This is a genomic window from Emticicia sp. TH156 (assembly GCF_002855535.1).
Lineage (GTDB): Bacteria > Bacteroidota > Bacteroidia > Cytophagales > Spirosomataceae > Emticicia > Emticicia fluvialis.
This window is the reverse complement of the sequence record NZ_PKRS01000010.1, coordinates 129,102-150,607: the sequence shown is the minus strand read 5'-3', so window position 1 is coordinate 150,607 and position 21,506 is coordinate 129,102. Positions and strand designations below refer to the sequence as shown.

At 40.5% G+C, this 21,506-nt stretch carries 21 protein-coding genes and 1 riboswitch; of the genes, 9 read left to right on the top strand and 12 right to left on the bottom strand.

Annotated elements, in window-relative coordinates; translation table 11 throughout:
- The first annotated feature begins 5 nt into the window (after nt 1-5).
- From C0V77_RS18555 to metX, 3 genes are all read left to right on the top strand, one after another.
- Nucleotides 6-1,124, top strand: a complete 1,119-nt coding sequence (locus C0V77_RS18555) for a mechanosensitive ion channel family protein (RefSeq protein ID WP_101727855.1) — start codon at nt 6-8, stop codon at nt 1,122-1,124.
- Nucleotides 1,125-1,142: 18 nt separating this feature from the next.
- Nucleotides 1,143-1,895: an SDR family NAD(P)-dependent oxidoreductase gene (locus C0V77_RS18550; RefSeq protein WP_101727854.1), complete on the top strand. Its 753-nt coding sequence runs from the start codon at nt 1,143-1,145 to the stop codon at nt 1,893-1,895.
- Between the two features lie 219 nt (nt 1,896-2,114).
- Nucleotides 2,115-2,234, top strand: a riboswitch (SAM riboswitch).
- Nucleotides 2,235-2,354: 120 nt separating this feature from the next.
- Nucleotides 2,355-3,389 (top strand): homoserine O-acetyltransferase, encoded by a 1,035-nt coding sequence (gene metX, locus C0V77_RS18545; RefSeq protein WP_101727964.1) that lies wholly within the window; start codon nt 2,355-2,357, stop codon nt 3,387-3,389.
- An 80-nt stretch (nt 3,390-3,469) separates the two neighbouring features.
- On the opposite strand, the gene C0V77_RS18540 is transcribed toward metX, so the two are convergent.
- Complete coding sequence (locus C0V77_RS18540) at nt 3,470-4,057, bottom strand: hypothetical protein (RefSeq protein ID WP_101727853.1); 588 nt, start codon at nt 4,055-4,057, stop codon at nt 3,470-3,472.
- Nucleotides 4,058-4,134: 77 nt separating this feature from the next.
- Complete coding sequence (locus C0V77_RS18535) at nt 4,135-4,737, bottom strand: DUF502 domain-containing protein (protein ID WP_101727852.1); 603 nt, start codon at nt 4,735-4,737, stop codon at nt 4,135-4,137.
- Between the two features lie 342 nt (nt 4,738-5,079).
- Between C0V77_RS18535 and C0V77_RS18530 the strand changes: the two genes are divergently transcribed.
- Nucleotides 5,080-7,881 (top strand): pitrilysin family protein, encoded by a 2,802-nt coding sequence (locus C0V77_RS18530; protein ID WP_101727851.1) that lies wholly within the window; start codon nt 5,080-5,082, stop codon nt 7,879-7,881.
- A 175-nt stretch (nt 7,882-8,056) separates the two neighbouring features.
- Here the strand turns inward: C0V77_RS18530 and C0V77_RS18525 are convergent, their stop codons facing one another.
- The 5 genes from C0V77_RS18525 to C0V77_RS18505 form a co-directional block, all read right to left on the bottom strand.
- The gene (locus C0V77_RS18525; protein WP_101727850.1) at nt 8,057-9,232 is read right to left on the bottom strand and encodes a DUF4105 domain-containing protein; all 1,176 of its coding nucleotides are present in this window, start codon (nt 9,230-9,232) and stop codon (nt 8,057-8,059) included.
- Between the two features lie 85 nt (nt 9,233-9,317).
- Nucleotides 9,318-10,322 (bottom strand): LiaI-LiaF-like domain-containing protein, encoded by a 1,005-nt coding sequence (locus tag C0V77_RS18520; RefSeq protein WP_101727849.1) that lies wholly within the window; start codon nt 10,320-10,322, stop codon nt 9,318-9,320.
- 106 nt (nt 10,323-10,428) lie between these two features.
- On the bottom strand, nt 10,429-10,902 hold the full coding sequence (locus C0V77_RS18515) for a PspC domain-containing protein (RefSeq protein ID WP_101727848.1): 474 nt from the start codon (nt 10,900-10,902) through the stop codon (nt 10,429-10,431).
- 60 nt (nt 10,903-10,962) lie between these two features.
- Complete coding sequence (locus tag C0V77_RS18510) at nt 10,963-11,184, bottom strand: PspC domain-containing protein (protein ID WP_101727847.1); 222 nt, start codon at nt 11,182-11,184, stop codon at nt 10,963-10,965.
- 291 nt (nt 11,185-11,475) lie between these two features.
- Nucleotides 11,476-12,078, bottom strand: a complete 603-nt coding sequence (locus C0V77_RS18505) for an N-(5'-phosphoribosyl)anthranilate isomerase (protein WP_101727846.1) — start codon at nt 12,076-12,078, stop codon at nt 11,476-11,478.
- A 125-nt stretch (nt 12,079-12,203) separates the two neighbouring features.
- Between C0V77_RS18505 and mnmA the strand changes: the two genes are divergently transcribed.
- Nucleotides 12,204-13,307: a tRNA 2-thiouridine(34) synthase MnmA gene (gene mnmA, locus C0V77_RS18500; RefSeq protein WP_101727845.1), complete on the top strand. Its 1,104-nt coding sequence runs from the start codon at nt 12,204-12,206 to the stop codon at nt 13,305-13,307.
- 168 nt (nt 13,308-13,475) lie between these two features.
- Nucleotides 13,476-15,110: a S8 family serine peptidase gene (locus C0V77_RS18495; RefSeq protein ID WP_101727844.1), complete on the top strand. Its 1,635-nt coding sequence runs from the start codon at nt 13,476-13,478 to the stop codon at nt 15,108-15,110.
- A 65-nt stretch (nt 15,111-15,175) separates the two neighbouring features.
- Here C0V77_RS18495 and C0V77_RS18490 read toward each other — a convergent pair whose 3' ends face one another.
- Together C0V77_RS18490 and C0V77_RS18485 are read right to left on the bottom strand one after the other, a co-directional pair.
- The gene (locus C0V77_RS18490; protein WP_101727843.1) at nt 15,176-16,048 is read right to left on the bottom strand and encodes a glycosyl transferase; all 873 of its coding nucleotides are present in this window, start codon (nt 16,046-16,048) and stop codon (nt 15,176-15,178) included.
- Nucleotides 16,045-16,587: an NUDIX hydrolase gene (locus C0V77_RS18485; RefSeq protein ID WP_101727842.1), complete on the bottom strand. Its 543-nt coding sequence runs from the start codon at nt 16,585-16,587 to the stop codon at nt 16,045-16,047. Before C0V77_RS18485 ends, C0V77_RS18490 begins: the two co-directional genes overlap by 4 nt.
- A 65-nt stretch (nt 16,588-16,652) precedes the next feature.
- On the opposite strand from C0V77_RS18485, the gene C0V77_RS18480 reads away from it, so the two are divergent.
- Together C0V77_RS18480 and C0V77_RS18475 are read left to right on the top strand one after the other, a co-directional pair.
- Nucleotides 16,653-17,534, top strand: a complete 882-nt coding sequence (locus C0V77_RS18480; protein ID WP_101727841.1) for a DUF2911 domain-containing protein — start codon at nt 16,653-16,655, stop codon at nt 17,532-17,534.
- A 233-nt stretch (nt 17,535-17,767) separates the two neighbouring features.
- Entirely contained in the window at nt 17,768-18,553 is a 786-nt protein-coding gene (locus C0V77_RS18475) for a queuosine precursor transporter (RefSeq protein ID WP_101727840.1), read from the top strand.
- A gap of 67 nt (nt 18,554-18,620) precedes the next feature.
- On the opposite strand, the gene C0V77_RS23490 is transcribed toward C0V77_RS18475, so the two are convergent.
- Genes C0V77_RS23490 through C0V77_RS18460 form a run of 3 tightly spaced genes read right to left on the bottom strand, consistent with a single transcriptional unit; the run spans nt 18,621 to nt 20,135 of the window.
- Nucleotides 18,621-18,782, bottom strand: a complete 162-nt coding sequence (locus C0V77_RS23490; RefSeq protein ID WP_255408978.1) for a FeoB-associated Cys-rich membrane protein — start codon at nt 18,780-18,782, stop codon at nt 18,621-18,623.
- Nucleotides 18,779-19,306, bottom strand: coding sequence for a YfiT family bacillithiol transferase (locus C0V77_RS18465; protein ID WP_101727962.1), 528 nt, complete (start codon nt 19,304-19,306; stop codon nt 18,779-18,781). Before C0V77_RS18465 ends, C0V77_RS23490 begins: the two co-directional genes overlap by 4 nt.
- 22 nt (nt 19,307-19,328) lie before the next feature.
- Nucleotides 19,329-20,135 carry an inositol monophosphatase family protein gene (locus tag C0V77_RS18460; protein WP_101727839.1) on the bottom strand — a complete coding sequence of 269 codons (807 nt, stop codon included), beginning with the start codon at nt 20,133-20,135 and terminating at the stop codon, nt 19,329-19,331.
- A gap of 261 nt (nt 20,136-20,396) precedes the next feature.
- Here C0V77_RS18460 and C0V77_RS18455 point away from each other — a divergent pair, with 261 nt between their 5' ends.
- Nucleotides 20,397-21,470 carry an Ldh family oxidoreductase gene (locus tag C0V77_RS18455; RefSeq protein ID WP_101727838.1) on the top strand — a complete coding sequence of 358 codons (1,074 nt, stop codon included), beginning with the start codon at nt 20,397-20,399 and terminating at the stop codon, nt 21,468-21,470.
- The last annotated feature ends 36 nt before the right edge of the window (nt 21,471-21,506 follow it).

Genomic DNA, 21,506 nt, shown 5'->3' with positions numbered 1-21,506 from the left:
CAGAGATGGAAAAAATGCTAAAAACCACATTCTTTTATAATACATTCGAAAACTGGCTATGGTTTTTAGGTATATTAATTATCGGGTTTCTTTTTAAGAAAATTCTATCGGTTAATTTAACCAGACTCTTTTACAGGGTTATGAAAAAAGAAACCAGGAGTATTCCGGCAACGCAATTTGTTGACCTGCTCAGAAGCCCCACAGAGTTTCTTTTATCATTGCTGATAATTTACGCTGCTTTTAATGAGATTATCTTCCCGCGTAAGTGGCGGATAATTCCGTTGGGTAAAATGCGGGTTTCTGATTTCTTTGACCGTGTGCTTGATACCCTTTTTGTGGTGGCCATTACCTGGATTCTTATCAGGCTTGTCAGATTCTTTGCTTTGGTGTATTTAAAACGAGCAGAAGAAACAGAATCAAAAAAAGATGTACAGCTGGTGCCTTTTTTCAGAGACATCATCATTGTAGTTGTTTCATTCGTTTCTTTTTTTATGTTGCTGGGTTTTGTTTTTAAACAAGATGTGGTAAGTCTTATTACCGGTTTAGGTATTGGTGGTGTGGCTTTGGCATTGGCTGCGCAGGCAACTTTACAAAACCTTTTTGCCTCTTTTACTTTGTTTACCGAACAACCCTTTATAGTGGGCGACGATATTGAGCTGGGCAACATGGTTGGCAAGATAGAAAAAGTAGGTTTCAGAAGCACCCGTATCAGAAATGTGGATGGCAGCCTGGTGGTGGTACCCAACCAGATGCTTGTGTCACAGTCTTTAAATAATATATCGCAGCGAATGGAGCGCAGACACAAGTTTTTTGTAAGGTTGCAGCTGGATACACCCATACATGAGGTGAAAAAAGTGATGGAAGATGTACAAAGCCTGCTCGATAATCATGAAAACATAAGTACCGGGGCTCATGTTAAGCTAGACACCATTGGTGAGTACTCGATAAATGTATTGGTTGTGTTTATGGCGGCAACTGCCGATTACTGGGAAAGCAAGAGTATCCGTGAAGATATCAACCTGGGTATTATGAACATACTGGATAAGCACCAGTTAGAGCTGGCCATGCCTACTACCACACTAACCAGCCCGGCTGATGAAAAAAATATTGATAACGACTATTAATAAAGCACAGAAAACAATATGGCTCGTATTGCATTAATAACCGGCGCAACTTCTGGCATTGGCAAAGCCACGGCTATTGCTTTTGCTAATAGCGGCATTGATTTAATAATTTGTGGGCGCCGGCAGGAGCGTTTAGACAGTCTGAAAGATTACCTTTCTGCCAAAGTAAAGGTAACCACTTTAAAGTTTGATGTAAGCAATAAAGTAGAGGTGGTTAATGCCATAAATTCATTGCCAGACGAATGGCGGGCAATTGATATTCTGGTTAACAATGCCGGTAATGCACATGGGTTGTCGCCCATTCAGGATGGCGATACGGACGATTGGGATGCCATGATAGACGGCAATGTTCAGGGGCTTTTATATGTTTCCAGGGCAATTATCCCCGGCATGGTAGAGCGCCAGTCAGGTCATATTATTAATCTTAGCTCAGTGGCGGGTAAGTACACCTATGCCAACGGCGCGGTTTATTGCGCTTCAAAAGCAGCTGTTGAAGCCCTCAGTGAGGGTATGAGATTAGACCTTACCCAGCATGGCATAAAAATAACCAATATTGCCCCAGGGGCAGTAGAAACAGAGTTTTCTTTAGTGAGATTCAAAGGAGACAAATTACGTGCCGAAAAGGTATATGAAGGCTTTGAACCCATACAGCCCGAAGATGTGGCCGATGCTATTTTATATGCCGTAAATACCCCGGCCAGGGTAACAATTGCCGACATAGTGCTGTATGCCAAAGCGCAGTCGGCGCCCACAGTTATACACCGAAAATAAAGTAATCTTAAACTTAATTTAATTATCAAGATGGCCTTTTCATTTGGAATGGCCATTTTTTTTGCTGTAAATGAATCCTTATGGCCAGGCTCGTTTTAAGTGCCAAATGGCTTTTTGATGGTTGTGTTTAAAAAAGAATTCAAAATCTTGTTTTCTAACAATTCAAGTCAGATATTTGCAACATCAATTCAAAAGATACTTTCTTGTAGCTCATGGATTGATTTATACAGACGAGAGGAGAGAATAGGCTCTGAGAACCTCGGGCAACCTGTCCCGCTACTTGCGATAAGGTGCCAAAACCTACCGGAAGGTTCAACCAACCATTCGGGCTTATAAACCAATCATAGACAAATCGTTTTAAAATTGGTTTTGTTTGCCGTACTGCCGTAAGGTAGGCTTTTTTTATGTACGCTGAGTTTCTGTATGTCAGAAATCAGGTTGAAGATTTTGTATAAAAAAATGGAGAACCAACAGATATTTCGCTACGAAGAACCTTTTAAACTTGAGTCAGGCCAGTGGCTGCCTGAGTTCCAGCTGGCATATACCACCTTTGGCCAACTAAATGCCGCAATGGATAATGTCATTTGGGTTTGCCATGCTTTTACGGGCAATGCCAACCCAACCGATTGGTGGAATGGCCTGATAGGCGAAAAACGATTGTATAATCCTTCCGAACATTTTATTGTTTGCGCCAATATTCTGGGGTCTCATTATGGGTCTACTAATGCACTCAGCAAAAACCCGGTAACGGGCGAGCCATATTTTCATGATTTCCCTTTTATTACCATCCGAGACGTAGTGCGGTCATTAGACCTGCTCCGCCAGCATCTGGGCATTTATAAAATCAATACCGTACTGGGTGGTTCGTTAGGTGGGCAACAGGCTTTGGAGTGGGCCATTATGCAACCAGAACTAATAGAAAACCTGATTTTGTTTTCAACCAATGCTATTCATTCGCCTTGGGGTATAGCCTTTAACGAGTCGCAAAGAATGGCAATCTCAGCAGACCCAACCTGGACAGAACGTAACTCTAAAGCCGGTATGAACGGCATGAAAGTGGCGCGTTCAATTGCTTTGTTATCTTACCGCAATTATGCTACCTATAACCGTACGCAGTCGAGGGATGAAGGGCAGGTTGACTTTTTCCGTGCCAATACCTACCAGAATTATCAGGGCGAAAAGCTAGGCAAACGTTTTAATGCTTTTTCTTACTGGACACTCTCCAAGATGTTTGATTCGCATGATGTAGGCAGAGGGCGTGGTAAAGTTGAAGAAGTGCTGGCAACAATACAATCAAAAACACTGGTGATTGGTATATCGTCTGACGTGCTTTTTCCGCCGGAAGAGCAGGAGTTCATTGCGCGTTGTATTCCGGAGGCATCTTATACTGTTATAGAATCTTTATATGGTCATGATGGCTTTCTGATAGAGTTTGAAGCCATGACAGATACAATCAGAAATTGGAGTAAAAACCTGAAATTAATTAATGAATGATTGAACAAGCAGCGATTTCGGATTGCAGACAACAAAGCAATCTATTCGCAAATCATTCATTTGCCAGTACATACCTCAATTTAAAAGCTCTGAAATACCCGTAATCGATAGTTTTCGGTTAGCTTTTTGCTTCTTAAGCTATTCTGTAAAATGGTAAATAACGGAGATACAGCCGTAAGGCCTGCCGCCAGAGGCAACTTAGGGTTAGTTATGGGGTCTACACCCCATGCAGCCCATTCAATAAGCAGGTAAGCAAAAGGCGAAAAATTGGCAATGCCAAAGTTAATGCGCTTTTTAGGATACTTGTAAATACTTTTTACTTCGCTCAGTTTTATTTCTACGTATTCATACCGGTTCATTACTTCATTGAAAGTTGTAATAACAAAAGAAGAATCTGAGATACTGAATAAATCATCTTCGTAGCTGATATTGTCTTTTGTTGTAAACCTGAACACATCTCCTTTATAGAACTTTTTACGTTTGCCTGATCTTACTTTTTCAAGCACCAGATATTTGTCTTTAGTGAACAGGCTTCTGGCCTGTGTAGGGTCTTTTTTATATAAAAGCTCTTCTACCGATTTGGCGTCCTGATGATGAATGTCCTGCGCAATGGCAGCAGCACTAAGGCACAGCAATAACAAGCAAAGTATTTTTTTTAGTTTTGGCATACAATTGTATCAGCTAATTAAGATAGAGCAAATATAGAGTATAGTTTTAGAATTCAGTAATACAGAAAACCATAGACTCACATTTTGTCGTTAACAGAAACCCCTCCTGAAACAATCAGTTTCATAATTTCTGCACTGGGCAAATCAAGCATCTGCACGTTTTCTCTGGGTACCAGTACCAGATTTCCCGAAAAGGCATAGCTATGCGGAAAATACACAGCCACTAAATCATTAACGCCCAAACTACTTAAATCATTTTGTGTTATAAAGCCAATTTTATAAATGCGTGCATCTTTGTTCATCAGCACAATGGCACCCTGATTAAACTTTCGTTTGTCGCCTACAAATGCCGATATTAAATCCTTAAATGCAAAATAAAAGATTCTTACTAACGGAAGATGTCTGATGGTGTTTTCAATAATGTTCTGAAGTGTCTGCGGAAGCAAAACAGAAAAAATAAAACCGATCAACATCGTTCCGAAGATAATAATCAAAGAGCCAAGCCCCGGAATAAACAGGTCTTCATTCGGATTGGCCGTAGGGATTCGAATCCTGATAATGTTATCTACAAAATCAAAAGCGCCCAGCAATATAAAGAAAGTAAACCCAAGCGGAGCTACGAAAAGCAGGCCACGAATAAAATAAGAAAATAAGCGACCAATAAATTTTCTGCCGGACATAGTTAAAATATTAATAATATCATGTTATAAGGTAGCTAATATTTCTAACGCTTTAACTATTTGAAAAGTTTTGAAAATACTAATTATGATTATGAGACCTGCGATTACCTAAATAAACCGCCTGCTTTGGCAGCCAATTTATAAACCGTATTATGCAAACGTAGCATCGTGCTTTTAAAATATAGTGCGGTTAATAGCGTTTTTACAATGAAAATTTATGGGTATGCTGGGCCTTAAAAACATTTTGCTAACCCAATAAAAAGTACTACTCTTGCAATCAATTAAAAAAGTATATAACCGGTATTGACAGTACCCGATTAACCATTTCAATAATTATTATTTATGAAGAAGATTCTGCATCTGTTATTGTTTTTGCTGCTGACGGCCCACACTTTTGCACAGAACCTGAATATACTCATTCAGAATGACCCAGCCGTAAAAACAGGAACCCTGAAAAACGGTTTAAAGTACTACATAATGAAAAACAGCGAGCCCAGGAATAGAATGGAGCTTCGGTTGGTTATAAATGCAGGCTCTATTCTTGAAACAGACCAGCAACGTGGTCTGGCGCATTTCATGGAACACATGAACTTCAACGGTACAAAAGAGTTTCCAAAAAATCAGTTGGTTGATTTTCTCCAGAAATCAGGTATGAAATTCGGTGCCGACCTGAATGCTGTTACCAGTTTTGATGAAACCATATACCAATTGCAGGTGCCAACAGATTCAGCCCGATTGTTTGAGCGCGCCTTTCAGATATTGGCTGACTGGTCTCATTATGCAACGCTTGACACCGCAGAGATTAACAAAGAAAGAGGCATTGTGCTGGAAGAAGAAAGAGCCAGGCTGAAAAATGCACAGGGTAGAATTCAACAACAATTATTGCCCTTGTTGTTGAACAACTCAAGATACGCAGACCGATTGCCAATTGGAAAAACGGAAGTGCTTACTACCTTTAAACCCGAACAGATTGTTAAGTTCTATCATGACTGGTACCGCCCAGACTTAATGGCCGTTGTTGCGGTGGGCGATTTTGACCCTTCAAAAGTAGAAAACCTGATTAAAGAAAAATTTGCGAATATACCTTCAGCTAAAAATGCTCCGAAAAGAGTAAAATATGATGTAGCGCCAAGCAAAGGCACACAAACCAAACTGATTGTAGACAAAGAAATGCCACAATCGGCTTTTCAGATGCTTACACGTTTTCCTAAAAAGACGATTCGTACCCAAGCCGATTTACGTGATGCCTATGTTGATATGCTGTTTAACCAGATGGTAAATACCCGCCTTCAGGAAATCACTAAAAAGCCCAATCCGCCGTTTATATTTGCCATTATGGGCTATGCTCCGTTTATGGCAGGGCTGGATGTTTTTCAGGTTATTACGGTTCCTAAAAATGCTGATGGCATGGAAACTGCCATGAAAGCAATTATGAATGAGCATGAGAGAATCAGACGTTTCGGGTTTACAGCCGGTGAAATGGAAAGCGCCAAAAAAGAAATTTGGACATCGGTAGAAAAAAGTTTCAAAGAAAAAGACAAAACGAAGTCGGCCTATTTTGTAAATCCGCTTGTTGTCAATTACCTGACAGGCGCAGCGTACCTTAGCAGCGATTTCAGATATGAGTTTGCAAAAAAATACCTGGAGGGCATTTCGCAAGCTGATATATCTGCCATGATAAACCGGATTTTTAAAGAAGATAACCGTTTGGGTGTAGTGATAGGCTCTGAACGTGACAAGGAAAAACTACCATCAGAATCTAAAATTCTTGAGCTTATCAATGAAAAAAATCCTGATCTGAAACCTTATGAAGATGAAGCTGTGGCAAAGTCTTTACTTGAAAACATACCTGCGGGTACAAAGGTAATAACAGAAAAAAAAATAGATGGGGTAGGGGTTACCGAACTTACATTTGGTAACGGAGCAAAGGTAGCTTTGAAACCAACAACCTTTAAAAACGACCAGATTCTGTTTTCGGGGGTTAGTAAAGGAGGAACTTCACTTTATAATGATGCTGATTATTTTTCAGCCGAACTGGCCGCGATGGCGGTGTCACAAGCAGGAGTCGGTAAAATGTCTGACACCCAGCTTGATAAATTTCTTGCCGGAAAAGTGGTAAATGTGTATCCTTACATTAACGAGTTAACAGAAGGGGTTTCTGGCAGCACAAGCCCTCAGGACCTTGAAACAGCGCTACAGTTAATGTATGCTTATTTGGTGCAACCACGCCGTGACGATGAAGTGGTGAAGAGTTTTCTTAAAAACCAAAAAGAACTGATTGCCAACTCATTAAAGACGCTTACGCCAGAGAAGGTTTTTAACGATACCATTAATACGGTATTGTACCAGAACAATTTCCGCAGAGCATCTATCAGACCAGAGCATATAGACAAAGTAAATCTTGACCGGGCGTACGAGATATACAAAGACCGCTTCAGCGACTTCAGCGATTTTACCTTTGTGTTTACCGGTAGTTTTGAGGTTGATAAAATAAAGCCTTTATTGGAAAAATACATTGGCGGGCTGCCTTCAACCAAACGTTCGGAAACGTATAAAGACCTGCATATTGATAAAGTAAAAGGCAAAGTAGAAAAAACCGTTTTCAAGGGTCTGGAAGAGAAGGCCTCAGTCAGTCTGCAGTTCTACGGCGATTTTGATTTCAATGAAGAATTGCAGGTAAACCTGGATGCGCTTGCTGAAGTGCTGGATATTAAGCTGACCGAGAAACTCCGTGAAGAGGCCGGTGGTGTTTACTCGCCCAGTATTGATGCTTCTTATGAAAAACTACCTACACCTACATACAGCCTTAGTATTTCGTTTGGTTGTAGCCCTGCCAATGTTGACAAGCTGGTTAAAATAGCGCTGGAAGAAATTCAGAAGATTAAAACAAATGGCCCCGAGGCAGTAGATATAGAAAAAGTGAAAGCGGAGGAAAAACGCTCAGCCGAATTGCAGGTTAAAGAGAATGGTTTCTGGGACTCTTACCTGACCGAACAATATCTCAACAGTGAAGACCTGAACTATATTAACCGATACAGCAAAGAACTGATTGATAAGTTAACTGTAGAAAGCGTGAAAAAAGCCGCAAAGCAATTAATAGGCGAGAATTTTGCCAAATTTGTATTGCTGCCAGAAAAGAAGTAAGCAACTGTAAACACAAAAAAACGGGAGCCGATTGTAAAAAATACGGCTCCCGTTTTTGTATATATGAACCAGTTTTAACCCGTAATTCAATGCAATTGTTAAGATAACCAGCCACACAGGGGCGTACCATTTAACCGACGGCAGGCGGTAAAAGTTAACATCTATTGGTGGGCAATTATTTCTTTAATCGCCACCAAACAAACAATGCACGTATGGCTAAAATCAATACTACTGGTATTAATGAATAATTGATTTGCTGTGGCAAAAATGCCCAGCTCATGAGGAGCAGAATCAGAACAATGCCATAAACCAGAAAACTTTTGACCAACCAATCAGGCGATTTGTCTTTCTTTAAAAACAAGGCTACTGGAAAAAGAAACGGGAAAGCCCAAATAATATTAAGATTGTATTCTGTAACGCCGTGATTGGTAAAGAACCACAGAAAAGCAATTATCCAACCCGCAATACCAGTTGCGGTAAAAAACACCTTATCGAACAGAAAAGTAATATTATTCTTTTTAAACTGAAAAAAGGTGCCTATACCTACCAACACAAACAAGCCCCAGAATAAAACATTAGGTGTTATTTTTTCTTTTTCAATGACCTTGCCATCAAAAATATCAGGGTTTAAATCGTATTTTCTCAATACTAAAGGTTGCCAGTTACCATTCCTTTTAATTCTGGCCTTATCAAAAGCGTCCATGAGGTTGTCTGGCAAAAACATGGCACCCGATGCCCCGGTTAATTGGTCAGCCGGTAGTCCAATGGCCAGGTCCATGCCAAAATCAGCCCATAGTTTTTCGTTTTTACGCGCATATTTATCAATCCACTGGCGGTAGGTGCTGTCGTTATGCAAAGTAGCCGAAAACTGCAAGCTGTCTCCGCAAACACTTTTCATCACGTCGCGCAGCCTGCTCGAACAGTTATCATAAAAAAACTTATAGGCATATTCCCGGTTTTCCGGCCTTAAATTATTTAACAGAAAATCATAAGTGGCCTGCTTCTGCTCTATTGATAAATTGAGCATCTGCTCAGTTACCAGGCGGCGTTCGTAGCTCCAGCCGTAAATCTCGTTATCAAAATAATCGGCGCTTATTTTATAAGGTAGTGTACCTCTCAGAAATTTAATGTAAAAACCTTCAGTGCTAAACTGAAAAGACCCATAATTGTAGACAATATCTATACCCTGCATTGGGTCTTTAACCCTGATGGCACTATGACCAAAAGTTGAATAGAGGGCGTCGCCCGGAGAGATGGTCAGTAAACTAACAGAAGCGTATGGAGAAAGCTTTTGTGCATTAGAAACAACAGACAGAAAGGCAAATATCAGAGCTAAGGTGTATTTTCTCATTCAGAATAGTGTTTTATGCAAAGTTAAAAATAAAAGCACACAGGTATCAAATACCCGTGTGCTTATTTAAAAAGGTTAACTAAAATTAATACCGGTTTATTTTAATTGAAGAAAGGCCGGCATCTGCGTCAATCTTTATTTTTTTAGAGGTGCTTTCGTAGCCCGGTGTTCTCCATAAGCCGCTTTTAACTTTTTCAAAGCCATCCAGCTTTTTAGAGTTCAGTGCGCCGTCCATGTGTAATTCACAGCCTACACCCTCTGGAACACTGATTTTTACGCTTGTAACACCAGAATTAATGTCTACCTCTACGTTATCAACTTTATCGCCCAGTTTAACATCAATGTCGGTGGCTCCGGTGTTCAGGTCTAGTCTTTTAACTTTGTAATCACTGAAATCAAAATCAAGTTCACCTGCGCCAATGCCCATTTCAATGTCCCATACAGGGGCTTTGTTCAGTTTAATAAGCACAGTATTGTTTGAATTTTTATCGCTGTCAAAATTCAGGTTAAAACCTTTTCCTTTTTTACCTTTTTGCTCAAATTCAACTGTTTTTATTCCATTATTTACTTCTTCGGTAAGGGTATATCCGGTTTTGTAACTCAGGTTGGTTTTTGCTTCAAATAGATTGGATGTTGTTTCTTCCAGGTCAAATTCTGCCGCACCACCAGCCAGTTTCAGTTTGGCTTCCATTACGTCAGTTCCCATCGGAACCGAGTAATCGTTTTTGTATCCATCATTGCTTGATGAGTCACTGTCTGCGTTATAGTTGTCATCATCATCATCGTCAATGGTTACGTGCCAGTCATTATCAAACTCGTCTTTGAAATTGCTTACGCCGTCATCGACACAGGTAAAAATGCCCAGAGGTATAGCAAAGGCAATTAACAAAGCAGATGCGGCATTAAAAGCAGTACGACTGCGATTCAGGAAAGCAAAAACCCCAGCTAAAATCAGCATTAGTGGCCAGAAGCGGGCAATCTGGCGAAACGACCAGTTGAGTTCGAACCAGTCAAGATTGGTGCCCAAAAACAGGATACCTATCACAATAAGTATGGCACCCAGAAAGATATTACTGCTTTTTCGTTCCATTGTGTTATGAGTTTAGAACCCTGTTATGTACCTGATAGGTAATAAAAACCCTTCCCCGTTTTTAAGGTGATACCCATAGCAGGAAAGGGTAAGGGAGTGTGCGTTATTAAAGGTTAATATCTGAATCTTGTTTTGGATAATTCGGAAAATTATCGTCCTTACGGTCTTTGACGATTAACCATACACCTAAACCAACCAGAATGAGCGGCCACATCTGGCCAATGTACCTCCAAAGGTTTATGTGAAACAAGGTATTAAATGAGAAAATAATCCCAAGAATGATGAGGATTGCTCCTCCTACCAAATTATTGTTTTGATTGCGACTACTCATAGTTGTATAATTTGAGGTTTCTGAATTAATAGTTCCGGTACTTGCTGGCGCTGTAAAAACATAAGGGTCTTTTACTGGTAATACAATCCATAAAATAATGTAAGTCAATACAGCTGGAAACGGAGTAAATAACAATAGTACAAAGACAACCCGAATAAGTGTTACGTCGGTATTAAAATATTCTGCTAAACCCTGAGCAACTCCGCCCAATTTTTGGTTCTGAGTTATACGATAAAGTCTGCCTTCCATTTTTTTTTATATTTATGGGGCAGGTTTTTCATCTGCCCCCTGTTAACTTTTCTGTTTCTCTCAGGAATTGATGATAATGTTGTTGTCTCTCATTATCGATTCCTTGGTTGGCATTATCATCCATAGAACAATGTATGGGATAACCGACGGGATTGGAGCAAAGAATGCTACCACAAATAATACCCGTACCAAAGTAACATCAATATCAAAATACTCAGCTAGTCCGGCAGCTACACCACCCAACATTTTGCTACTTTTAATTCTATACAATCGCTTTTCCATTTTCTTTATTTGTTTATGTTGTTTAGTTTTTCAACCACTATTGTGTGATTGATGAAACAAAGATATGGGCTAAATACGGTACTATGTATAGCAAACTACATGAATGGAAATTTTTAATGTCAAAGGGATAAATTGATGGACGATTTCACGAAACAATGCCCGGAATTCCTCAATTTTTCAATAAATATGTGTAGATGCCTTTTAACAAAAATAATAAAAAAGTAGTAGAGTAAAAATAAAATTCTGATAGTCAGACTTTTAGTTAATGTTTGGTAGTAAGCGTACCTATGGTTAGTCTATCTCCAATAATTCCAGAATTTCGCTCAGTTCATCATAATCTTTATAACCGGGCCTAATCTCGTGGGTGCCTTTCAGGGCAATGCCTTTTATAGATGTATCTGTCAGCAATTCATGAATTTTGTGGGCATCAATGCCAAAGCCCAGAATTACTGGGTACTCCTGCGCATATTCTTTCAGACGGAACAAGAAGAAATCACTCAATTCTTCACCTTCTATCAGGAAATACTCAACAAACGAGCCGTAAAGTTTAAGGTAATCTTCCAGATACGCACTTTCGGCCTGTATTTTCAGTATAATAGGTTTACCGGCATCGGCAATTCGTGGCAATAGGCCCGGGTCGGCAATTTGCAGCAGGTCAATTTCATAGTTTTGCAGCAAAGCAATAACTTCATCATAGTCGGTAGTTTCTGTCTCACCCACAATTTGCACACCGGCAACCCACGACTGAATCTCTTTCAATTTTTCAGGTGGGGTGTAATCATTAGAGAATTTATCCATCACAAAGCCAATCATTTCAACGCCCATACCTGCACAGTAACGTGCATCAGATAAATTAGTGATATTACTTACTTTAACCAGTGTTTGTAGTGCCATTGCAGAAATCTATTAAAATCAGGCTTCAAAATTAGTTCAGAACTATTCAGAATCAAATTCTGTTGAGTAATTTTGCAGATTAATTAACTAAAACGGTAGACTTTGAATCTACGACTGTTATTATTATGAGTAAACACGGACGAATTCTGGTCGCCATGAGTGGCGGCATCGACAGCTCTCTGGCAGCTGTATTGCTACATGAGCAAGGGTACGAGGTTATTGGTATGACCATGAAAACCTGGGACTACGCCTCTTCTGGCGGAACAAAAAAAGAAACTGGTTGTTGCAGTCTTGATTCAATTAATGATGCCCGTAACATTGCTGTTAGTCTGGGTTTTCCGCATTATATTCTTGATATCAGAAATGAGTTTGGCGATTATGTAATTGACCATTTTACCGGAGAGTATCTGGCTGGCAGAACCCCAAACCCATGCGTACTTTGTAACACACACATTAAATGGGATGCACTTTTGCGCCGGGCCGATAAACTTGACTGCGAGTTTATAGCCACCGGGCACTATGCCAATATCAGAGAAGAAAACAGTAGATATGTGATATCAAAGGGAGTAGATACCTGGAAAGACCAGAGTTATGTGCTTTGGGGTGTTTCGCAGGAAAGTCTGTCGCGTACTCAACTTCCACTGGGGCATCTTAAAAAAACAGAAATCAGGGAGATGGCAACCGAAAAGGGATTTTTTGATTTGGTAAACAAATCTGAATCTTATGAAATTTGTTTTGTGCCAGATAACGACTACCGTGGTTTTTTGAAACGGAGGGTTGAAGGCCTTGAAGAAAGTGTAAGAGGTGGCAACTTTGTAATGCAGGATGGCCGGGTGGTTGGTAAACATGAAGGGTATCCTTTTTATACCATAGGGCAGCGTAAGGGTCTGGGTATTGCCCTTGGCAAACCGGTTTTTGTTACTGAAATCAGAAAAGAAACAAACGAAGTTGTATTGGGAGAAGAAAAAGATCTTGAAAAAGACGGTATGATGGTTGGCAAGCTGGTAATGCAGAAATATGAAAACCTGATTGACCGTCCGCTTGAAACCATAACCAAGGTGCGTTACAAGCACGAGGGTTCGCCGGCTGAAATCATACAGGAAGGTGATAAAATGAAAGTTTTGTTTCATGAACCTGTGAATGGCATTGCACCTGGCCAGGCCGCTGTTTTCTATGAAGGAGACGATGTAGTTGGTGGAGGATGGATTCTGAAGAGTTTCAAGCAATAAGGCTTTCAGAGTTTCGTTTTATTGTTTATTTAAAGGATTTACCCTGTTATTCAGAATAGTTGAGATTAAAAGTGTGCCGGTTTCTTATAAACTGGTGCACTTTTTTTATGATGTAGTAACAAATAAGTTTACAGGTCGTTATATTTGAGATTATTAACGGCATATTCAATGAGAAAGATTTTACTATTCGTTTCAGTATTTATTTATCAGTTTTCGGCTTTGGCACAAAACCAGTATCTGGTGGTTTTTAAAGACAAAGCTAACTCCGCGTATTCCGTTAACAAGCCAAATGAGTTTCTTTCAGAGCGTTCAATACAGAGACGAGCCAAACAGAAAATAGCCATCACTGAAAGAGACCTGCCACCTAATACGGCCTATCTGGCTGAACTATCTAAAGCCGGTGCAAAAGTTTTGTTTAAATCCCGCTGGCTGAATGCAGCGTTGATAGAAACCAATAACGCCACATTAGATAAGATTCTGAAATTTTCTTTTGTGAAGGGCCTGGAGGGCGCTGGAGATATCCGCAATGCCCGTTTGAATACCGATGCCGGCTTTAAAACCAAAAAAGATAAATTTGCCGTTGAGCACATTGCCGACAATGGCTTATCGCAAACCCAGTTAGCCATGTTAGGTGCCGATAAGCTGCATCAGCGAGGTTTTAAGGGTGAAGGTATGTTGATTGCCGTGCTGGATGCCGGGTTTCTTAATGCCAATAATCTGACTTTTTTCAAAGATTTATATGCCGAAAACAGGGTGGTTGGAACCTACGACTTTGTGGCCAATGAAAAAAGCGTTTATGAAGATGATAACCACGGTACACGTGTTTTGTCTTGTATGGCTGCCTACGAAGATGGTAAAATTGTTGGTACGGCATACAAAGCTTCTTATTTACTGTTGCGCACTGAAGATACGGCATCTGAAACCAGACGCGAAGAGGCCAACTGGCTTTTTGGTGCTGAAATGGCCGATAGCGTAGGGGTAGATGTTATTAATTCTTCTTTAGGATATACCACTTTTGACGACCCAAGACAAGACTACAAGCGTGCAGATCTTAACGGAGACAGAGCCCTGGCAACCCGGGCGGCAGATTGGGCAGCACAAGCGGGTATTTTGGTAGTTACATCTGCCGGAAACGAAGGTAACGATAGCTGGAAATACATAGGCACACCTGCCGATGCTGATTCGGTGATTGCAGTGGGGGCGGTATCTGCCTCAAGAGTGATAGCTTCTTTTAGTTCTTATGGCCCTTCTGCCGACGGCCGGGTAAAACCTGAGTTGGCCGCTATGGGGCAAAGTACATTGGTAGGCGGGGCAAATAATACTATTGTAAATAGCAATGGTACTTCGTTTGCTTCTCCATTGCTGGCTGGTTTTGCAGCTTCTTTCTGGCAGGCTTATCCTGAATTTAACAATATGCAGATACGTGATTTTCTGATACGGTCTGCCAGTCAGTACGAATCACCTGACGACAGACTTGGTTATGGAATACCCAATTTTGAAAAAGCAGCGCAACTGGCAGAACTTGAACAGCTAATAGCAGTTATAAAAAAAGAAGGTAGAGACGTGGCCGTTTTCCCAAATCCGTTTAATGAAAAAACAGGAGCCGTAAAAGTGTGGATACTGAAAGATAATGCCGGCAAAAACTTTGAGTTTAATCTTGTAGACATGACCGGAAAGGTTATCTGGTCTATGGTTACTGACCAAAGATATGTAACGTTGCCATCAGACTACTGGCAGGCCAATTATATTTTAAAAGTTAAAGGAGAAAATCTTAATTTTTCTACCAGGGTCATAAGAAATTAGACGAATATCCGGCTGAAGAATAGCGCCAGCGGTAGTTAACTTTTAGGGCGCATCTGAATTTTAAATTAAATTAGCTTATAATTTTTATATTCGCCAATCCGCCAGCCTGTCAGCCGTTCAATGAAAAACAAAACCTTGTTTTTTAAAGAGTACTTTTTTTCTGCTACATTGAAATGAAAGTTCCAGTCGGCATTTTCAATTCTACTACGCATTACTTGTGGGTGTGTTCCATGAAATACACTTAACGAATCAATTTTAGAGTAATCAAATTCGGCATCTGCCAGTTGCATTTTCTCTATTTCTTCCGGTGTATGCCAAAGCGCATGAAAACTCCTGACTTTTTCGGCCATTTTCTTTGGGGGCCTTACCCAGCCGTAATGGTAAATATGCGCATCAATAGGTTTTACACACAACTTGGTATTATCTGTTTTTCTGAAACCCTGAGCATCGCGGTAAGAAACCACCTTTCCTGTATGTCTGAAAACCCTTATTTCGTTTCTATACCATTTTCTGGAGTCGGCCACATAATTAAACGATCCATAAAAGTGGGTGTACTTAAATAGTAAGCCTTCTACTTCTAAGTCAGTCGCATATTGTTTCATAGCCAGCCTGATGGCGTTATGGTATTGCTCATGCACTACCTCGTCGCACTGAATATAAAAGGCCCAGGTGGTATCTTTACTGATGGCATCAATTGCCTTATTGGTTTCTACTGCCAGTACACGTCCACCAGTTTTCAGGGTTTCGTCCCATTCGGTTTCAATAATCTTTATTTTATCCGATTTTATGGATTGAATGAGCGACAGGGTCTCGTCTTCTGATTTTCCGACGGCAACTACAAATTCATCACATAGGGGTAAAATCGAAGTGATGGCTTCCAGGGCAGGGTAATCGTATTTAATAGCGTTCCGTACTATGGTAAAACCTGTTACTTTCATAATGCCCTTAGTGTTTTTCGTACCATTCTCATCATTGATTCAGAATCATTCAGGCTTTCAACGCTGGCAAGTTCAACCCACTGCAGGCCGTTTGATTCTTCGTTTACTAATAAAGGTAGCGTTTTATCGGCGCTGAACAAAAAACGAACGTCATAATGCAAATGTGCCGGTATGCCTTTTCGTTCGGGTATAGGGTGTATATCAATGTCAAATATGTCGTTGCTTATTACATTTATGGCATTCAGGCCGGTTTCTTCTTGTGCTTCTTTCAGGGCAACGTGTAGAACGTCATTGTCACCGTCGCAATGTCCGCCGGGCTGAAACCATTTGTCCAGTTTTCTATGATGCATCAATAATACAAACTGCCCTGAATCGTCCAGAATCCACGCTGAACCCGTTACATGCCCCATAAGCAGCTCTCTGTCAAAGCATTGATCATTGTTTTGAACAAATGCTGTCATTTGTTCTTTCATGGCCGATTCACCGGCATCAGCTCCTGTATGATTGTGAAGCAATTCAAGCAATTTTTTTCGATGCATACCTCAATTTATTGTTAATTTGCATCGAAAATTAGTTTAATAAAACAACGAAACATCACAATTACATGAAAAAAATTACGACTTTTATTACAAGTTGTTTATTGTCAGCAACTTATACTTTTGCTCAGGTTGCTCCTGCTCCAAGCCCGGCTGCTACAGTGTCTCAGGTTGTTGGTACTACAAAAATTTCGGTTGATTATTCCCGCCCTGCCTTAAGAGGCCGTGAGATATTCGGTAAGTTAATTCCATTTGATAAAGTGTACCGTACAGGCGCTAATGCGGCTACAAAAATTGAAACCTCGGCAGATATAACCGTGCAAGGCAAAATGCTGAAAGCCGGTAAATATGCCATTATGTCGATACCAACTGCCAATAGCTGGACAGTTATTTTCAGCAAAGACCTGAATGTTACGGAGCAAAATTATAGTCAGTCAAACGATGTATTGCGTGTAATAGCCACCGCGCAGGTAGTACCGGCCGTAGAATCATTCACTATTGATTTTTCTGATGTAAAAGACGATGCTGCCAACCTGAATATTTCATGGGAGAAAACCAAAGTAACTCTGGCGATTGGTGTTGATAATGTAAAAGCCATGGAAGCAGCAATTGCCCTTAAAAGCAACGATGCGGCAGCGGCATTTCAACAAGCGGCAGAGTATATGTTTCAAAAAGGTCTTGATTTGAATAGCGCGTTGTCGATGGTCGATAAATCATTGGCTCTGAAAGAAAATTTTCGCAACAACTGGGTGAAAGCACAGATTCTTGATAAACAAGGTAAACCTGCTGAAGCATTGGTTTTTGCACTTAAAGCACAGACTTTAGGTAACGGCGACGGCGTTTATCCGTTCTTTAAAGACAGTATTGAAAAGGGAATCAGCGAAATAAAAGCCAAAATTTCTGTTGTTCCTGAGCCTTCCACAAATACAAAAAAGAAAAAGAAGGCCTGATTTGATTCAGAGCTTTTGAATTGTCCCGGCCATGAATCATATCTGGCCGGGATTTTTTTTGCAGCAGATTCATAAGGCAATTCAAAGAAAATCATTCTCTTATTTGATGAAATAAGATTTCCAACTAATTTTAGGTCATTAAGAAACTAAACCGGCCTCAATGTGAATTATGGTATAGAGTAAAGGCACTCAATTACTATTTTGCTTAATCACCCATTCACTCATTACCTTAAATGGCAACTGAATCAATTGCTTCAAAGAAGCAGACTCTTTATATTATCTTATGTGGCATTTTTCTCACTAATGCCATTATCGCTGAAATAATAGGTTCAAAAATTTTTTCTGTTGAACAAACCCTGGGCATTGCACCCATGCAGCTACCGCTCTTTGGTCAAAAGTTTGACTTCAATATGTCGGCGGGGGTACTTAACTGGCCTTTTGTATTTGTTACCTCTGATATTATTAATGAGTATTTTGGCAAAAAGGGGGTGAGAAAAATCTCTTATCTAACGGCCATGCTTATTGCTTACGCCTTTGTTATCATTTATATTTCTACTATTGTTACTCCGGCACAGTTCTGGGTTAACCATAACAATAAAGATTTTTCAGGCAATGCCCTGAATATTAATGATGCTTACAAAATTATTTTTCGTCAGGGGCTGGGGATTATCCTGGGTTCAATTATTGCATTTTTAGTAGGGCAAATACTTGATGCTACTGTTTTTCATTGGTTGCGTACTTATACAAATAACAAAATGATTTGGCTGAGAGCCACAGGCTCTACCTTGGTGTCGCAGTTGATTGATAGTTATGTTGTGGTATTTATTGCTTTTTATGTCTTTAATAACTGGACATTAACGGAGGTATTTACAACCGGAACGAATAACTATATCTATAAATTTGTAGTGGCGGTGTTACTGACACCAGTGATATACCTGGCACATGGTATGATAGATAAGTATCTGGGCAAAGAACACGCCCACAAAATAATTGATGAGGCTACTTTTACGCCGATGTAACACGGAGTGCCACTCCGTGGAACGTTCGGCGGAGTGATACTCCGCGGTGGGTTAAAGAGCAGCCAGATTACTGCTCTTTAACCTCAGGTAATTTAGAAAAATCTACATTACAGCTGCCGCATCCCTTAGCACAACCTGCATTTTTGGCTGTAAATTGTTTTCTGACCATGTTGCCCAAATAAGCCAGGGCACTCAGAAATATCGCTCCGATTATAATATTTTCAATCATCTTCTTCCTAATGCTTGCAAAATGTGTTGGTAATGGTGTTCAGAATGCCAGGCATATAAAGCGATAACTTCCTGAATTTCAAACGACTTCTGGTATCCGCCATGATAATAAGTTTTCTTTAAAGACGCTTCATCAAGGCTCCTGAACAAATAGACCATCCGCTGGTGTACACCATCTAAAATTTGTAATGAAGGTTTAATGGGTAAACTATGGTCTGGTAATTGCGCCCACGCACCTTCATCATAACCTTTTATTGCAGGATTTTGTTCAGTTAAAGCAAATCGAATACGGGTAAACATTTGGATATGGCTCTCGGCCATGTGGTGAACCACCTGGCGGACTGTCCAACCACCCTGCCTGTAAGGGGTATCCAGTTCTTCGTCATTCAAATTGGCCGTCAGCGCTTTTAACAGGGCCGGAAGTTCTTCCATTACTTTTATATGACCATCGGTATCGGTAAGCGTGTATTCCCTGCCATATACAAAATCGCCAATAGGGTATTTTAATTGTTCAAGAGTAAGCATAAAAAAAGAAATTGTATTAAATTCAGAACCAGTGTTTTTGAATCTCATCGAGCAGCTCATTATGAACTGCCGAACCAGCCACCACATCGCCCCTGAAAAGGTGTTCGCCCGTGCCAGAAAAATCTGATACAAACCCACCTGCCTCGGTAATTAGCAAAATTCCTGCAGCCATGTCCCACGAATTAAGGTTGTACTCATAGAAACCATCAAAATAACCACATGAAACATAGGCGAGGTCAATTGCCGCCGAGCCCATGCGGCGTAAACCATGCGTTTTTTGCATCAACGATTCCAGTATCTTCAGGTATTTGTCCTGATTATCAAACTTGTAATAAGGGAAACCCGTAGATAACAGGCTTTCTCCCAGATGTTTATTAGCCGATACGCTGATGGCCTCACCATTTCTGAAAGCACCGCCTCCTTTGGTAGCAGAGAAAACCTCGCCTGTACAAACATTATAAACCACACCTACCAGTACATCTTTACCATGCGCTAATGCCAGGCTTACCGAATAATTAGGCAAACCGTGGATAAAATTGGCTGTTCCGTCCAGCGGGTCAATAATCCAGTTTAAGCCATCAAAATCTTTGGTTTCTACAGTTCCTTCTTCTGTTATAAATCCTGCCTCGGGCAAAATAGTTTCCAGTCTCCTTACTATCATTTTTTCAGTTTCTTTATCAACGTAAGAAACTACATTATTGGTGGCCTTATATTCTACCGATGCCGTGCTGAACTTCTTGGCCTCTGAAGCAATAAATTCTCCTGCCTCCTTTGCAACCAGAATAACTTCACTGCATATTTTTTCTAAATCCGCTAAGTGATGTGACATTTTTTGCTTTTTGTGTGTTTAAAATTTATTAATCTTTCTTTGATTTAATGACCTGTTTATTTGGCTGATGCGGTTTTTTTTTGCCAACCGTTGGGTATTAAAATTTGTTGTTTGTGATGGCAATTTTAAGAAAAAATATTTGCTTTGCCGTTGTTTTATTTTGTGCGTTTGCAAAATAATTACTTAAAAGAAAAATATTAACACTTAGTTAATAGAACACCGCTGATAACCAGCGCTTTGTAGGTTTGATTTTAAAATATAATGAACATTAAAGAAAAGAGACTCAGACAATTTACCGAAAGAATATTTCAGGCACTAGGCTGTTCAACTAAGGATGCTAAACTGGCAGCAGATGTGCTGATTACTGCCGATTTAAGAGGAGTAGATTCTCATGGTACTGCCAGATTAGTTGGCTATGTGAGATTATATGATAATGGCCGCCTGAATCCTGCACCGCAAATCAGAATTATTCATGAAACACCTTCCACGGCAGTTATAGACGGCGATAAAGGCCTTGGCTTGGTAGTAGCGCCATTTGCCATGAAAGTAGCCATGAAGAAAGCCAAAAAATACGGCTCAGGATGGATTTCGGTACAGAACTCAAACCATTTCGGGATAGCCGGTTACCATTCAATGCTTGCTTTGCAGAATGATATGATCGGCTGGGCCATGACAAACGCCGCTCCGTTGGTAGTACCTACTTTTGCTACTGAAAAAATGTTGGGTACAAACCCGATTGCTGTGTCTGTTCCGGCTGGTAATCAGCCACCGTTTGTGGCCGACTTTGCAACAACCGCAGTGGCCTATGGCAAAATGGAAATTTTGCAAAGAAAAGGTCTGCCTGCTCCGATAGGATGGGTGCAGGATGCATCGGGTAAGCCGACTCATGATGCCAATGCAGTTAAAAATGGTGGAGGCTTATTGCCCTTGGGTGGTAACCGCGAGCACGGCAGCCACAAAGGCTATGGGCTGGGTGCTGTTGTAGATATTTTTTCAGGCGTTTTATCAGGTGCTAACTTTGGCCCCTGGGTTCCGCCTTTTGCAACTGCGGGTTTTCATGGTATGGCAGCCGAACAGGTGGGTAAAGGCACAGGGCATTTTCTGGGTGCCATGCGGATTGACGGTTTCAGACCCAAAGAAGAGTTTAAGGCCAGTATGGATACATGGATTGAGCGCTTCAGAGCAGCTAAGCACGTTGAAGACAACCCTGTTGTTATACCCGGAGACCCGGAACGCGAGCTGGAGAAAATCAGAAGAGCAGAAGGAATACCTTTGAATGAAAAGGTGGTTGAAGATTTGCAAACATTGGCTGAACGCTTTGGCGTGAAATTCTGAGCTGTAGAAACTTAAACTTTTTTATATTAATTATTG